The following is a 13,838-nucleotide window of genomic DNA, read 5'->3' as shown; positions in this document are numbered from 1 at the left end:
GGCCTCTCAGGCGGTGTAGGTGCGGACCTGGAGCATGTGCATCCGCCCCGAGGGGTCCGTCAGCCACTCGATGTCCAGCGGGTGGGCGAACGTCAGGTCCTCGCTGAAGTGCCCCTGCAGAAGCCTTCCGGCGAGCGCCAGCTCGGCGAGCCGCTGCCTGGCCTCGGGACCGAGGTCCTCGTCGGCGGCGCCGAGGGACACCGTGCGGCCGCCGCCCTCCACCGTGTTGTAGAGGTACTGCATCGGCAGGGTCGCGCCTTCGACGACGGCCTCGGCCGACCCGTCGACGCAGTTGACGCACACATTGCGGAAGTCGGCGCGCTGGGTGGGGTTGCAGGTGACCATGACGCCGCCGAGTGAGGCGTCGTGGCGGTGCTGCACGATCACTCCCATGTAGGTGTCGTCGAGCGGGATACCCGCCTGGTGGCGCAGGCGGACGCTGCGCGCGGAGAACAGGGACGCCCACACATTGCGGACGGCGTCGACGAGCCCGGTCAGATCGCTGACGCGGGAGACGGAGTCGTAGACCCCGGCGGCGGAGAAGCCGGGCAGGTCCTCGGCGTTGGAGGAGGAGCGGACGACCAGCGCGTCGGAGCCGGCCAGGTGACGCACGAGCTGGTCGTGGAGCCGGCGGACCATACCGTCGGGCAGGGGTGTGGTGCGCACCAGGTGCTCGAGTTGGGCGCACAGCCCGTCGACCGTGGCGAAGGCGTCGAGTTCGAGGGCCATCTTCAGCATGCCGATCCGCTGCTGGAGCTCGGGCGAGGAGGCCAGGAAGCGCTGCTGGAACTCGAACGGCACCGCGATGCCCTCGGGCGCGCTGACGTGCTCGGCCAGGAACTCGGCGGCGCGGTCGGCCAGGTCGGCGCCCCTGGGCGCCCCCAGCCGGTCGGCGAGGTGTCCCAGCAGGTTGGCGCGGGGCGGGCGGGGCACGCGGTAGTAGCCGGTCAGGCGCGGGGACCCGGTGCGCAGCACGTGGTGGAGCTCGCCGAGGTTGGCGGCCTTGGTGCCGTAGCCGTGCCGGTCGCCGGAGCGCAGGGCGCAGATCGGGACGATGGACAGCCGCTCGACGCGGGGGGTGCCGATGCGCACGGGTTCGCTGTGCCAGTGCGGCTCGGTCACGTCGTCGGGCTCCTCGACCGCGGCGAGGACGGCGCCGTCGGTGGAGACCCGATAGCGCACCCAGGCGTTGTCCAGGCCGCCGCGCTCCACGCGATCGGCGATGTCGCGGACGACGGCGTTGGGTATGCCCCAGCCCGCCGCGAGGACATTGGTGTGCGAAAGGGGCGTCGTGGGGCAGGCGTTGACCAGGCCGGTCACCCGCGGGATGTCGTCGGGGACGACGGGCATGGCAACGATGTCGTACCAGGCCAGAGCGTTGGCGTCGCGGGCGGCGCGGTAGTCCTGCGCCGTGGGGAACCAGCGCAGCCGTCCGCGTGCCTCGCCGGGGTTGAGCGGGACGAAGTCGGCGGCCGCGAACAGCTCATGGCCGCGTACCCGCGGGATCACCGCCTCCGGGATGTCGTCGAGCGAGGCCTCCTGCCCGTGGTTGGCGGGCTTGACGTACAGCGGCAGCGAGTCGTCCAGGCGCCGCCGGACGAACGCGTGGAACTCGCTGAGCAGCTCCGCGCCCATCGTGTCGGCCTCCACCGTCTCCAGCACCATGAACCGCTCCGGGAGCGGGCCCTCGCAGCGGTGGTGCAGGGAGATCACGCCGAGCAGGAAGCGGCGTCCGGGGTCCTGGTAGACGCTGTGGTTGAAGCCGTCGAGGCCCTCGTAGAGCTCTTCGAGGCTCATGCCGAGGATCTCGGAGGCGATGTAGTGCGCGTGGAAGGCATGAATGGCGCTGTCGAGGATGTGCCAGTCACCGCGGTGGCGGTCGACGACGACCTTGACGTAGGGGTGTCCGGCGAGGAGCCCGCAGAGCCGTTCGAACCGGGGCAGGTCGAGGATGCCGCCACCTCCCGGTCCCGCGGCGGGCACGGCACGTGAAGGTCCGGCGGGGGCCTCGCCGCAGCCCTCGGTCAGGGCCGACGGGAGGGCGTCGACGACACGGTGGCAGTCGGCGAGCACGGTGGCGGCGTCGTCACCGGTGAGGAAGCACACGGCCGCCCTGGTCCGGCCGCCCTCGGCCGGGTCGTAGGCGAGCGTGGGCGTGCCGTCGGGCATCGAGAGCTCGCGCACGGCCTCGATCCGGCTGCCGGGGGCGAGCAGCGCCCCCCAGTCGACCGCGGAGAAGTCCCACCGCGGCTGCTCGGTCCACGGCCGGCCCTCGGAGTCGACCGGGAGGACGACCAGCGAGGCGGCTGCGCCCTGGCCCCGCACCAGCATTGCCTCGGGGTAGTCGACGGGTTCGCCGAGGAGCTGGCGCACCAGCATGCCGATCATGTCGAGACCGAAGACCTCCTCCGCCTGGCGCAGGGTCATGACGCCGCCGAAGCGCGCCGCGGTCTCGATCACCCACATCCGGCCTTCGGCACCGAGCTTGACCTCGGTGTGCGTGGCGCAGGTGTCCAGTCCGAGGGCGTCCACGGCGGCGCGGGAGACCTCCTCGACCCGGCGCTGGAGGTCGTCCGGCAGATCGGCGGGGGTGACACTGGCGCGCTCGGTGAACGGGGGGACGGTGGGCAGGCGTCCGCTGACGCACAGCGGCTGGTAGGCGCCGTCCGCCACGATGCCCTCGACGCTGACGTAGTCGCCCCAGCCCGATCCGTCGTACCAGCCGTCGGTGGTACCGGTGACGATCTCCTCCAGGAGGAAGTCGCCGCAGGCCCCTTCGGTGTGCAGCTCGCCGTAGCCGTCGCGTGCGGACTCGCGCGTCACGGCGGTCGCCCGCCGCCACGCGGACCGCGCCTCCCGCGGCGTCGTGACCGTCACATGGGCCGTCGAGCCCGCGCTCCAGGCCGACTTCAGCAGGAGCGGCGGGTTCAGCCTCGAGAACGCCTCGCGCACCTCGTCCTCGTCGCGGACCTCGGCGAAGGCGGGCACCGGGACTGCGGCGTCACGCCAGATCGCCCGCATGGCCCGTTTGTCCCGCGCGGCCTCCACCGAGGTTCCGGCTCCGGCCAGGCCCAGCGCCCGGCAGGCCCGCGCCACCGCGACGACGGCGAACTCCGAGAGCGTGAGCACCGCGTCCGCGCGCACGGCCCCGGCGAGCCCGGTGATCGTCTCGACCAGTTCGGTCCCGCTCTGCGGCGGCGGCACCTGTGTCACCGAGGCGCAGCACGGCAGCCAGACGTCCTTGCTGGCCTCCGGCGGCGGCGCCAGGGCGAGGAGGTGGACCTCGGCGTGAGCCGCCACCTTGGGCAGCGAGTACTCCAGGGGCGGACCGCCGACCGCGTGCACGAGCAGGACGGAGCTCATCGACTCTCCCAAGGGGTCGAGGGGGGAACGAAGTTGGTGGGCCGCGCCGCCGAAGTACCGCCGGGGTGGTGCTCACAGCTGGTCGCCTCGAGCGGGGCCGAGGAGAAGCCAACCATGTCGTGACACGCCCGGACCGCCTTTGGACGCCGCCGGCGTTGGGCGAACGCCAAACAGGCACCGGCCGCGCGGGGCGGCCCATGCCGTGGACCTCCCGCGTGCCCACAATGGGGTATGCGAGTGCGTCCGATCTCACCCGAGTTGCTGGTCGAGGAGGTCGCCGACCGCGTGGCGGCGCTGGAGGGCAAGCCGTGGCTGCGGATGGCGGTCGACGGCGCGGCGGCGGCGCTCCCGGAGGATCTCGCCGACGCGCTGGTGGATCCCTTGCGTCTGCGCGGACGCCCCGTCGTCCGGGTGCGGGCGCGGGACTTCCTCCGCCCGGCCTCGGTGCGCCTGGAGCACGGACGCGAGGACGCCCACGCCTTCTACGAGGACTGGCTCGACGAAGGCGGCCTGCGGCGCGAGGTGCTCGATCCGCTCGACGCCGACGGCGGCACCGGACGGGTCCTTCCGTCGCTGTGGGACGCCGCCGCCGACCGGGCGACGAGGGCGTCCTACCTCGCGGTGCCCGAGGGCGGGGTGCTGATCCTCGACGGGACCCTGCTGCTCGGCCGGTGGCTTCCGTTCGAGCTGACCGTCCATCTGTCCCTGTCGGCGGGCGCCCTGGCCCGGCGCACCGCCCCCGACCAGCGGTGGACGCTGCCCGCCTTCGAACGGTACGAGGCGGAGGCCGCCCCGGCGGACGAGGCCGACGTGGTCGTCCGAGTCGACGACCCCCGTCACCCGGCGCTGGTGGACAGGGACGGCTGACCGTCCCCCAACCGCCGAGCCCGCCCCGAGCCCGAGCCCGGGCGCCGCGCCCGCCGAGGGGTCCGCCAGGCCCGCCCCGGAGCCCGTCAGGTGCGCCCTTCGCGCTCCTGGGCGTCCTTCAGCGCGTCGGACTCGTCCATCCAGCGGGCCCTCACGACCGTGAAGCCCGCCCGCTCGTAGGCGTCGCAGACCAGTTCGTCGTCGTCGGCGACCAGGCGGACGGCGCGGCTGCGGGCCAGTGCCCGCAGCAGCTCCGGCTTGGTCACCCGCGCCGGGCGGCGGTCGTCGTTGCGGCGCATCCAGACCCTCCCCCGCGGCAGGCCGTGCCGCGCGAGCCAGGCCTCGGTGTCACGGCGGCACCGCTCCGGCCGACCCGTCACATACTGGATCTCGCACTCCTCGGCACTGGCCAGGGCGAGCGCCACCCCTTCCGCGAGCGGGGCGTCGTGCTCGGCCGCGGCGAAGAAGGCGTTCCAGTCCCGGGGCCTGCGTTCCAGGTGGTGCAGCCGGTGCCTGGTGTCGGCGAGCGTGCCGTCCAGATCGAAGACCGCCAACGGCCGCGCCTGCATCGTCCACTCCTCGGGCTCGCACTCCTGTTGGGCCGACGCCCACGTGGACAGGGTACGCACGCACCGCATCCGCGGGAGGCCCCGCACACCCGCCCGGGTGCGGGGCCCCTGCCGTGCCCGAGGAGGCGGCCTCAGAACTCGAAGACGTGGCCCCGGTCCCCGGCCATGCACGAGTTGCCGAAGGTCTCCTCGTAGTCGACCCGCTTGCCCTGCCAGACACCCTGGGCGGTGACCACCACGGGGTCCCAGATCTTCGGACAGATCCGCGGCGAGTTGCCCGCCCCCAGGGCGTTGAAGTCACCGTTGGCGGCGCGCAGTTCGGCGCACGCCTGTTCGGCGGCCGGGTGGTCGCCGCCGGCCGTGGGGGTGCAGCGCAGCACGACCGCGCGCTGCACCGTCGAGTCGGCCGCCGTCTCACCCTTGCCGATGGTCAGCACCAGTGCCGAGGGGGCGTACAGGGAATCGGTTCCTTCGGGGGCGGCGCTCGCGGTGCTTCCCGCGACCGTCAAGCAGCTCATGACCAAGGCCGCGCCCAGGCCGATCCTCGCGGCTATGTACCGCATTCCGAACACTCCTTCGTTGGAGGTTGCAGATACCGGACGCGAGTCTTCTCCAAAGACCCCAACCGGCGCACATCGACCGCACACATCTCGTCACGGCGCGTTGCGGTCCGGTGGCCGATTGTCTCCTTTCGCCTGTTCGCGACAGGCGTGGTCGATATGGGCGCCCACGTCCGCCGTCGTACATGATCGCCGGAGGCGGGAAGCGGCCACCCCCGGCCCATGGGGCGGGCAAGTGCTTGTGGATCACTGCAAGCCCGGCCGGTTCGACCGGAAACACCACCCTCGAGGGGGCATGGACCACCGTTGGGAGAAATCATGGGCAGACATCTTGTGACGGCACATCAGCTGACGCATCATGGCTACCGGCCGGTAGGAGTGGTTGGGCGGCCATGGCGCCGGCCGGGAGTTCCAGGCGTTTCGCCGTTTCCTTGTGGACCACGAGCACACCTTCGTCGCGCCGTCGGCCGGAGCATGCCGGCGTCGCCGCGACGGCTCGACCGCGTGCCCGCTCCGCCGGTTCGCAGGAGGTCGGCGTGAGCGTGCCCGTAAACGTGTACGACGGACCGGGAGGACTGCCCATGAATGATGCCCAGGACCCGGCGACCGGTCGGGTGAACTGGCTTCGATTCGCCGCGCTGGCCGTTCCGGGCTTCGCGGCCACGGCGGCCCTGGCCGTGGCGCTGGCCAATGGGGCGCTGGCGGCCTCGTTCGCCGTCTCGGGCCAGCAGTTCAAGGTCTCCGCCGACCGCCTCGACGGCACCGGCTTCGCCCAGTACGGCAGCGTGGACGCCAATGCCCGCGAGGACCTTCTGCCGGTGGCGGTCACCGCCATCAAGGACGCGCGGCTCAAAGACCTGTGCCAGTCGGTGGTCACCACGCTGCCGGTGATCGGTGACATATCGCTGAAGCTCAGGGCCGGTACCGGGAGCGAGGCGGTCACCGCCAAGGACCTGTTCGTCGACGCCACCCAGCTGTCGGGGAACGCGGAGTTCAACTCCATCGAGATCGGCCGCGACGCGTCCACCCTCGACAAGGGACCCGACGGCGCCCAGGGCATGCAGGACCTGTTCGCCCAGCAGGCCGACACTGTCGGTATCACGAATCTGCGCCAGGTCGCCTGGGCCACGAACGCGGGCACCTTCAAACTGTCCGGCCTGAATATGAAGATCAGCAAGGGCAGACACGAATGCTTCTGAGACCGCGGCCCGCGAGACCGCGCTCTCCGGGACCGCGCTCTCCGGGACCGCTGTCTTCGGGACAGCTGTCTTCGAGGCGGAGCCCGGCGACCCCGGGCGGGCGTCGGCGGCGCCTGCCGCGCCTGCGGCACTGGCGCAGAAGCCGTCCCTTCTGGGGCGGTCTCGCGACCGTCGTGGCCGGGGCGGAGATCAGCTCCATCCCCCTGGCACCGCTGAAGGTCATGCTCCAGCAGGGACCCGCGGGCATTCCCTCGCTGCTGATGGGCGCCGTGATGACGCTGATGGGCCTGTCCATGTGGTTCTCGCCGCAGTACCGCGCCCTCGCGGGCATCGTCACCGTTCTCCTGGCTGCGGCCGCCCTCGTCCTGTCCAACCTCGGTGGATTCCTCTTCGGCACCGTGCTGGGCATCGTCGGCGGCAGCCTCGCCTTCGCCTGGCAGACGCACCCTCCCCCCGATCCCGCCCCGCGGGCGGAACCCCCACACAAGGAGGAGCAAGCTGATGGACCGATTCCCGACACCGGCGCGTCCGGCCGCACGGCCGACTCACCGGCCTGACACGCTCAGGGCCGGCGCGGCGGCGCTCGGCGCCGTGTGCCTGCTCGTGGCCGGCACCTTGACCGCCCAGGCACACGCACAGCCCGCCCCCGCGGCCGACTCCACCACGGTCACCCCCGCGGGCGACTACTTCACCGCGAAACTCACCGGCACCGCGAGCTTCAAGTCCGGCTCCGTGACCGCCAAGTGCACCGTCTCCTCCTCGGTGCCGACCTCACCGCCCGGCACCGACGACCAGAACCGGATTCCGGCCGCACCCGGCAACCACAACGACGCGGGCCCCGTCTCCTCCCCCATCAACGCCCCCACCTTCAGCTCGTGCAGCACCGGCATTCCGGGCGTGAGCGCCACCATCACCACCAGCGGAAGCTGGGCGGTGTCCATGCAGAACGGCTCGCCGAGCACGGGGACCATGACCATTCCCACGGGCGGTGTCGTGGTCAAGACCAGCGGCCTCGCGAACTGCACGATCACCGCGGCGCCCACCGGCTCCGCCCAGGTCGACGGCGCCTGGACCAACGGGGCGCCGTCCACGCTCGCCTTCGCCAACGCCTCGGTGCCCATCTCCGTCACCGGCGGGTTCGGCTGCCCGACGAGCGCGACGTCCTCCACCTTCACCGCCACGTACCAGGTCACCGACGTCACCGCGCCGGGCTCGTCCGTCACCGTGACGGGCTGACCGAGCGGAGCGGGGCGTCGTCCTACCGGGCGCGTCATCCTCCCGGGGGCCGCGCCCCACCGGGAGCCGCGCCCTACCGGGGGCGGCGCCCCGCGAACGCGGCCAGGCGGTCGTAGGGCGGGGCGTCGTCGGGGGCGGGCGCCTGCGGACCGAACGCCCTGCCCTCCTCCTCGGTGCCGCGGAACTCCGGCCGAAGCGCGCCGTGCATCCACTGCAGCGAGGTCTCGGCGATCTCGGGATCGAGCGGCGGGTTCTGCCCGGTGGCCGTGGCGAGGTCCCAGCCGTGGACGGCGAACTCGGCGATCTGCTGGTCGACCGGGAATCTGGCGGGCACCTCCCCGAGTCCGGGCAGGGTGACGGTGCCCGACAGGTCCCCCGTCTGCCGCCACGCCTCGATGAGCCGGCCCGCCCGTTCACGGAAGAGGCCGGCCCAGTCCGGTCCCGCCGGGGGCGCGGACAGCGACCAGTCGGGACTCTCGCCCCTGGCGGCCACGGTGAACTGGTCGAGGTCGTGGACGAGGTGGTCGAGCAGCTCACCCACGTTCCACGACCGGCAGGGTGTGGGCTGGGTCGTCTGGGCCTCGCGGACACCGTCGACGACGGCGGCCGTCTGGTCGAGGGCGCGGGAGAGCTGGGCCACGGGATCGTCGGCAGCGTTCATCGTCGGCCTCCTCACTCCCAGTATCCCCGACTCCGCGGTGTCGACAACCAGGAGGACTCGCAGGCGCCGCCGCGCCCGAGCACGTCCAGCAGGGGGAGCCCGAGGCGCGTCTTCAACCACGGGCGGCCACGGCGGCGGGCCCGGCACTGCCCGCACACCGCCCGTCAGTTGAGGATCACGAAGTCGCCCGGGGCCACCTCGGTGACCTCAGTGCGCTGCCGTGTGCGGACGGCTGCCGTCGTCGGTGATGCCGAACACCCTGACCGCCTGGTAGTAGGTCCACGCGGTGCTGTTGCAGGCGGTGCGGCTCGCCCCGAGCCGTAATTTGGCGCAGACGCGTTTGAGGTCCTCGTAGAACGCGCTGTCGATCCGGTCCTTGTTGGCGCCGAACGTCCCCGCCGCCTTGTAGTTGCGGTAGCCGAAGTCATGACGTGCGCAGGGGAGCCGGAAGCGGAAGCCGAGGGGATTGTCCGGCGAGCTGGTGCAGTAGTCGGTGGACCAGTCGAATCCGTAGGCGGCCCATGCGCCCTGGTTCTGCCGGGCGGAGTTCCAGGCGTTGAAGCTCCCCGCGCCGGTCCGGGTCCAGTCGGCGAGCACTTGCGGCTTGTCGGACGGAGCCGCGCCGACGGGCCCGACCCCGGCGGCGACGCCGGCGAACGCGGTCAGGACTGTCGTGGTCATGCTGATGATCAGGCGACGCATCCCAGCACCTCCCGTTGTCCGGCCCACGCCGACGCGGGACCGGACCCCATCCCAGCGGATAAGGAACGGCGAGTCCATGTCGCAAACACCCGCCAAAGGGGTGATCCGTGAGCGTGTTCCGGACGGCGGGCCCCGGGCGGGGCCGCGCCGGGCGTGGCGTCGTTCAGGTCGTTCAGGAGGGCCGGTCGTCGTGACGGACGATCACGAACGCGTCGAGCTGAGGATCGTAGTGGTTGTGGTGCGCGATCCCGCTCTCGCCGCTCAGTCGGTCGGCCAGCGCGTCGGCACGCCACACCGGTGCGCTGCCGGGCACGGTTGCCTGGACGGAGCCGCCGGTCGTGGGGCATCTGCGGCATCGGGAGGCGAGGCTCGGGGCGGTTGCTGCGGTGGTCAAGAGGTCTCCTGTCGGGCTACGGACAGCACGAGGTTAGTGGTTCGGCCGTCCACCGGTGCCGGAGTCGGCGAGGCGTGTCTGTGTGGTGGGACACGACGTACGCAGCCGTTCGGTTCCGCGGTGGCCCGAGGTCCCTCGTTTGTGGGACAACCCGATGCGCACGGGGAATGGCGGGATGGAAACGGAACCGGCCGGGCCGGGCGGCACGGTCCGGCCGCCTCACTCGCGCGAGGTCATCCCCGGCAGTGCCGCGGTGTTCAGGGGGCGTACAGCGTGGACGTGTACGGGTGCGACGAGCCGCCGGGGCACGGGCCGAAGAACTCTTGCCCTCGGCGTCGAACGCCCGCACCGTGAACTCGCGGAGCACATCACCCTTCGAAGGCGGCGTCAATGCCCGCGTGAAGGGCACACGACATCGGCACGGGAACTCCCGGAACGAACCGGTACTTCCCGGACGGCGGACCGTCAGTTCGGCTGAATGAGCGGTCAGTTGGGAGGACGCAGACCCATGGGGTTGGGAAAGGGGATCTGCCCCGATCGCGCCACCTCGCGGGCGGGCCGCGCGACGAGGTCGAGCAGGCACTCGCCGTCGCCGAGTACCCGGTAGGGGACGAGGGCCAGTTCGTCGGTGCGGGACTCCACCCGCTCCCGGAGGGCCCGGCCGGCGGAGGTGGGCTCACCTGTGCCGGTCAGCAGTCCACGGCTCGCCAGACGGTCGGCGGCCGCCTTCCACTCCTGCGGCGACCAGCCCCGGTTGTCCCGCAGCACCTCGACCGGGACGCCCTCGGCGGCGGCGAACAGCACATGCGCCTCGCACCCGTCCAGGCCCTCCGCCACGAGCAGGGCGACATGTCCGTCGCCCCGGTGCTCGCGCAGTGTCGTCGCCGCCTGCCACAACGCGCCGACGGGGTCGGAGGGTTCGGGCAGATCCCGGTTTGCTCCGAAGAGCGGGCGGCCGCCGCCGTCCGCCGCCTCCACCACGGGGCGCAGCAGGGTCAGCGCCTCGGCGGCGACGGCCCCCGCCGCGGGGGCGATCCGCCGAAGTGCCGCCGATGCCGCGGCCGTACGGGCGTCGAGGACGGCGGCCGGGGAGGCGTACGACCAGGCGTCGGGCAGGGCCCGGCGGACCATCGAGGGGCGGAAGTTGAAGAACGCGGCCGACACGACCGCGGGTGACGCCTCGCCCAGGGGCGCCGAGCGGCCGGCGAAGTAGCCCATCCAGTACCCGCGCAGCCCCAGCGCACGGTTCGCCTCGAGGCTCTCGGGGGCGAAATAGGTGACGGCGTGCACGGTTTCGAGCACCCGCCAGACACTTCGGGCGAAGGACGGCTCCACAGGCGCATTGTGCCCTACGCGTTCTGCGTCAGCTGCGCGGCCCGCGCGCCCACGCGCCTGCGTGCCTGCGTGCCTGCCTCCCTGCGGGGCGCCGAGGATCGCAACTCACGAGCGGCCCGCGCGCCTGCGCGCCCGCGCTGCCTGCCCGCCTGAGCGGCCCGCGCGCCTACGCGGCCCGCGGTGCGGCCTGCGGGCGGAAGGGGCACAGCTCGTCGCGGCCGGGACCGACGATGCCGTAACTGGACTCCGGCACCTCGTTCCAGGCGCCCGGCAGGTCGCCTAGGGGCTCGGAGACGATCAGCCGGGTCTCCTCCGAGACCATCGCCAGGACGGGGTTGTCCGGGTACAGGGCGCGCAGGGTGTCCACATCGGTGCTGTAGAACAGCGAGCGGGACCGGTGCTCGCTGGAGTACCGGAACCCCCACAGCATCTCGCCGTCTCCCGTGGCGACCGTCATCTGGACAGGGTTCTCGACCCCGTTGGCGCGCCCGATCGTCTCGACCAGGCCCACCATGCGCTCGACGGCTCCCGGCGGGTCCTCCTCCAGGCCGAGGGTGAGGGCGAGGAAGAACAGGACCTCGGAGTCGGTCGTGCCCTCGACCGCGTTGAACAGCGACGGGTCGATCCTGAGGACCAGCTCCCGCCGGAAGCGGTGGAAGTCCACGACCGCGCCGTTGTGCATCCACAGCCACCGGCCGTGCCGGAAGGGATGGCAGTTGGTCTCCTGGACGGCCGTGCCGGTCGAGGCCCGGATGTGGGCGAAGAACATCCTGGAGCGCAGATTGCGGGACAGCTCGCGCAGATTGCGGTTGTTCCAGGCCGGGCCGACGTCGCGGAAGACGGAGGGGCCGGTCTCGGAGTCCGCGTACCAGCCGACGCCGAAGCCGTCACCGTTGGTGGTCTCGACGCCGAGCCGCGAGTGAAGGCTCTGGTCGATGAGCGAGTGCTGGGGTCTGTAGATGAGCTGCTCGAGCAGGACGGGCGTCCCCGAGTAGGCGAGCCACCGGCACATCGGTCCACGCTCCTTCCCACCGGGAGTCCGCGCGGCCAGCCCCCTGCGGCCCACTCGACCGCCTGGACACGGAAGGCCCCGGTTTCAGTAAACGACCCCGCCCGCACGCCCGCAAACGCGCACCGCGTGCGTCGGCCGAGGAAGCGATCGCGGTGACCGGCAGGGCGCGGCTCCCCCGCCCGCCGGCGCGGAACCCTCGCGTCTACCGCCCGCCGGGCTTCTTCCACAGACTCGCCGGGACCGGGCCGACTCTGCGTCGGAACGCCGACAGGCGCAGTTCCCTCAGTTCGTCCGTCTCCAGCCAGCTCCGGCGGCCCTTGGAGTCGCCGACCGACCCGGCGGGCAGTTCGACCGCGCCCGGGCTGCCCGAGCGGTCCTGGCTGGTGATCTTGGCGACCACGGCGCTGCCCCCGTTGACCGAGACGACCAGGCACGGCCGGTCCTTCGAGCCCGGTCCGTCCTCGAAGGGGACGTCGGCCCACCAGATCTCACCCGCGCGCGGCTTTCCCCCGGACGGCTTCCCCGACGGTCTGCCCGTCGGCCGCTTCGGGGCCCTCGGCGGCCTCGGCCCTCCGGAGGGCCGTCCCGGCGGGCGGCCCCCGGCCGCACCACGCCGGCGCGACCCCTGTCTCAGCGTCCCGTCCGACACCGCCGCGACGAAGGCGATCACCACCACGACCGCCGCGAGCCACCACCAGCCACCCATCGCCGGATCCCCTACCTCACCACTCGGAAGACGATCCCGGCGCCCGAAAGCCGCCCGATCAGCGCCTCACCCATCGCGACCGCCGTGGTCACCTGTCCCGCCGTGTCCGGCAGTTCGTCGAACGCCAGGCACAGCGCCGACTGCGCCAGCATCTTCGCCGTCTCCCCGTACCCGGGGTCCCCGCCGGACACCTCGGTGACCACCTGCCGCCCACCCGCCTCGGCGACGAAGCGCACCGTGAACCACGCCCTGTCCCTCCGCTCGGCCGACGGCCCCTGCCCCGGCTTGCGGCGGTTCAGGAGCCATCGACGCAGCGGCGGTACCTTGGCGAGAGCGAACACCGCGCCCACACCGGCCACTCCCCCCACCGCCATGGGCAGGTGCCTGACCGCGGCGAAGTGCCGGTACACGAAGTCGGGCCCGTACTGTTCCAGAGCCGCCGCCGACCGCTTGACGATCAGCGGGTCGAGCGTGGGCAGCGGCACCGCCCACATGCCGAGCGCGTGCGCCCGGTGCGGCCGACCCCGCTCGGCCCGGGCGCGGCGCCCTCGAGGAGTGGGCTCCACCCGGCGGCGTTCCACGGCGGCTCGCTCGGCCTGTCTCCTGCGCGACATGACGCCCACCGCCGAGTGAAACGTTCCTCCGGAGAAGGTCCCGCCCGCCCGGACGAATCCCCGCACCCTCACCGGCACCCCCTGGGGCAGCAACCCCACCGTGTACAGCACACCCAGGTCGTACGGGACCGAGTCGAACCCGCAGGCGTGCACCAGCCGCGCCCCCGACTCCACCGCCCGCGCATGGTGGCGCGGATACATCGTGTCGACGAACTCCGGCTCCCCGCACAGGTCCACGTAGTCGGTGCCCGCCTCGGCGCACGCCGCCACCAGCGGCTCGCCGTAGCGCACATAGGGGCCGACGGTCGTCGCCACCACTCGCGCTTGCCTCGCGACGGCGCGCACCGACTCCTCGTCGGTGACGTCCGCGCGCAGCAGCGGGAGTTCGGCGCAGTCGGGGTTCAGCCGCGCCAGGCGCTCCCGCAGGGCCTCCAGCTTCGCGACGCTGCGCCCGGCGAGCGCCCAGCGGCACCCCGGTGGAGCGTTGCGTGCCAGATACTCGGCGGTCAGCTCTCCCGTGAACCCCGTCGCGCCGAACAGCACCAGGTCGTGGGGGCGGTCCTCGCGTTCCTTCGGCATGGGGCCACACCCTGCCCCGCCCGTGACCCGCCTGGCAAGGA

14 protein-coding genes are annotated in these 13,838 nt (G+C 72.6%); 4 read left to right on the top strand and 10 right to left on the bottom strand.

Features of this window, described 5'->3' with window-relative positions; genetic code table 11:
- Positions 1–6: 6 nt before the first annotated feature.
- Positions 7–3,363: a PEP/pyruvate-binding domain-containing protein gene (locus IEY86_RS13300; RefSeq protein WP_189131841.1), complete on the bottom strand. Its 3,357-nt coding sequence runs from the start codon at positions 3,361–3,363 to the stop codon at positions 7–9.
- A gap of 231 nt (positions 3,364–3,594) precedes the next feature.
- Between IEY86_RS13300 and IEY86_RS13295 the strand changes: the two genes are divergently transcribed.
- Positions 3,595–4,230, top strand: coding sequence for a nucleoside/nucleotide kinase family protein (locus tag IEY86_RS13295; RefSeq protein ID WP_189131840.1), 636 nt, complete (start codon positions 3,595–3,597; stop codon positions 4,228–4,230).
- A gap of 86 nt (positions 4,231–4,316) precedes the next feature.
- Here the strand turns inward: IEY86_RS13295 and IEY86_RS13290 are convergent, their stop codons facing one another.
- On the bottom strand, positions 4,317–4,799 hold the full coding sequence (locus IEY86_RS13290; RefSeq protein ID WP_189131945.1) for a phosphatase domain-containing protein: 483 nt from the start codon (positions 4,797–4,799) through the stop codon (positions 4,317–4,319).
- 131 nt (positions 4,800–4,930) lie between these two features.
- Positions 4,931–5,362 (bottom strand): subtilase-type protease inhibitor, encoded by a 432-nt coding sequence (locus tag IEY86_RS13285; RefSeq protein WP_189131839.1) that lies wholly within the window; start codon positions 5,360–5,362, stop codon positions 4,931–4,933.
- A 578-nt stretch (positions 5,363–5,940) separates the two neighbouring features.
- Here IEY86_RS13285 and IEY86_RS13280 point away from each other — a divergent pair.
- From IEY86_RS13280 to IEY86_RS13270, 3 genes are all read left to right on the top strand, one after another.
- Positions 5,941–6,558 carry a DUF6230 family protein gene (locus IEY86_RS13280; protein ID WP_189131944.1) on the top strand — a complete coding sequence of 206 codons (618 nt, stop codon included), beginning with the start codon at positions 5,941–5,943 and terminating at the stop codon, positions 6,556–6,558.
- Between the two features lie 173 nt (positions 6,559–6,731).
- Positions 6,732–7,115, top strand: a complete 384-nt coding sequence (locus tag IEY86_RS13275) for a DUF6114 domain-containing protein (RefSeq protein WP_229698393.1) — start codon at positions 6,732–6,734, stop codon at positions 7,113–7,115.
- A complete protein-coding gene (locus IEY86_RS13270) occupies positions 7,060–7,794 on the top strand; it encodes a hypothetical protein (RefSeq protein WP_229698392.1) in 735 nt (244 codons plus the stop codon). The genes IEY86_RS13275 and IEY86_RS13270 overlap by 56 nt, the downstream gene beginning before the upstream one ends.
- 73 nt (positions 7,795–7,867) lie before the next feature.
- On the opposite strand, the gene IEY86_RS13265 is transcribed toward IEY86_RS13270, so the two are convergent.
- The 7 genes from IEY86_RS13265 to IEY86_RS13235 form a co-directional block, all read right to left on the bottom strand.
- The gene (locus IEY86_RS13265) at positions 7,868–8,455 is read right to left on the bottom strand and encodes a TIGR03086 family metal-binding protein (protein WP_189131838.1); all 588 of its coding nucleotides are present in this window, start codon (positions 8,453–8,455) and stop codon (positions 7,868–7,870) included.
- A gap of 207 nt (positions 8,456–8,662) precedes the next feature.
- On the bottom strand, positions 8,663–9,157 hold the full coding sequence (locus tag IEY86_RS13260; RefSeq protein ID WP_189131837.1) for a phospholipase: 495 nt from the start codon (positions 9,155–9,157) through the stop codon (positions 8,663–8,665).
- A gap of 172 nt (positions 9,158–9,329) precedes the next feature.
- Positions 9,330–9,551, bottom strand: a complete 222-nt coding sequence (locus IEY86_RS13255; protein ID WP_189131836.1) for a hypothetical protein — start codon at positions 9,549–9,551, stop codon at positions 9,330–9,332.
- A gap of 486 nt (positions 9,552–10,037) precedes the next feature.
- Entirely contained in the window at positions 10,038–10,886 is an 849-nt protein-coding gene (locus IEY86_RS13250; protein ID WP_189131835.1) for an SCO6745 family protein, read from the bottom strand.
- A 166-nt stretch (positions 10,887–11,052) separates the two neighbouring features.
- A complete protein-coding gene (locus tag IEY86_RS13245; RefSeq protein WP_189131834.1) occupies positions 11,053–11,898 on the bottom strand; it encodes a class II glutamine amidotransferase in 846 nt (281 codons plus the stop codon).
- Positions 11,899–12,100: 202 nt separating this feature from the next.
- Positions 12,101–12,604: a type II toxin-antitoxin system PemK/MazF family toxin gene (locus IEY86_RS13240; protein WP_189131833.1), complete on the bottom strand. Its 504-nt coding sequence runs from the start codon at positions 12,602–12,604 to the stop codon at positions 12,101–12,103.
- A gap of 11 nt (positions 12,605–12,615) precedes the next feature.
- Positions 12,616–13,797, bottom strand: a complete 1,182-nt coding sequence (locus IEY86_RS13235) for a saccharopine dehydrogenase family protein (RefSeq protein ID WP_189131832.1) — start codon at positions 13,795–13,797, stop codon at positions 12,616–12,618.
- Positions 13,798–13,838: the final 41 nt, after the last annotated feature.

Source organism: Wenjunlia tyrosinilytica, assembly GCF_014646055.1.
In the GTDB taxonomy this organism is placed as follows: Bacteria; Actinomycetota; Actinomycetes; order Streptomycetales; family Streptomycetaceae; genus Wenjunlia; species Wenjunlia tyrosinilytica.
This window is presented reverse-complemented; position numbering and strand designations above follow the sequence as displayed.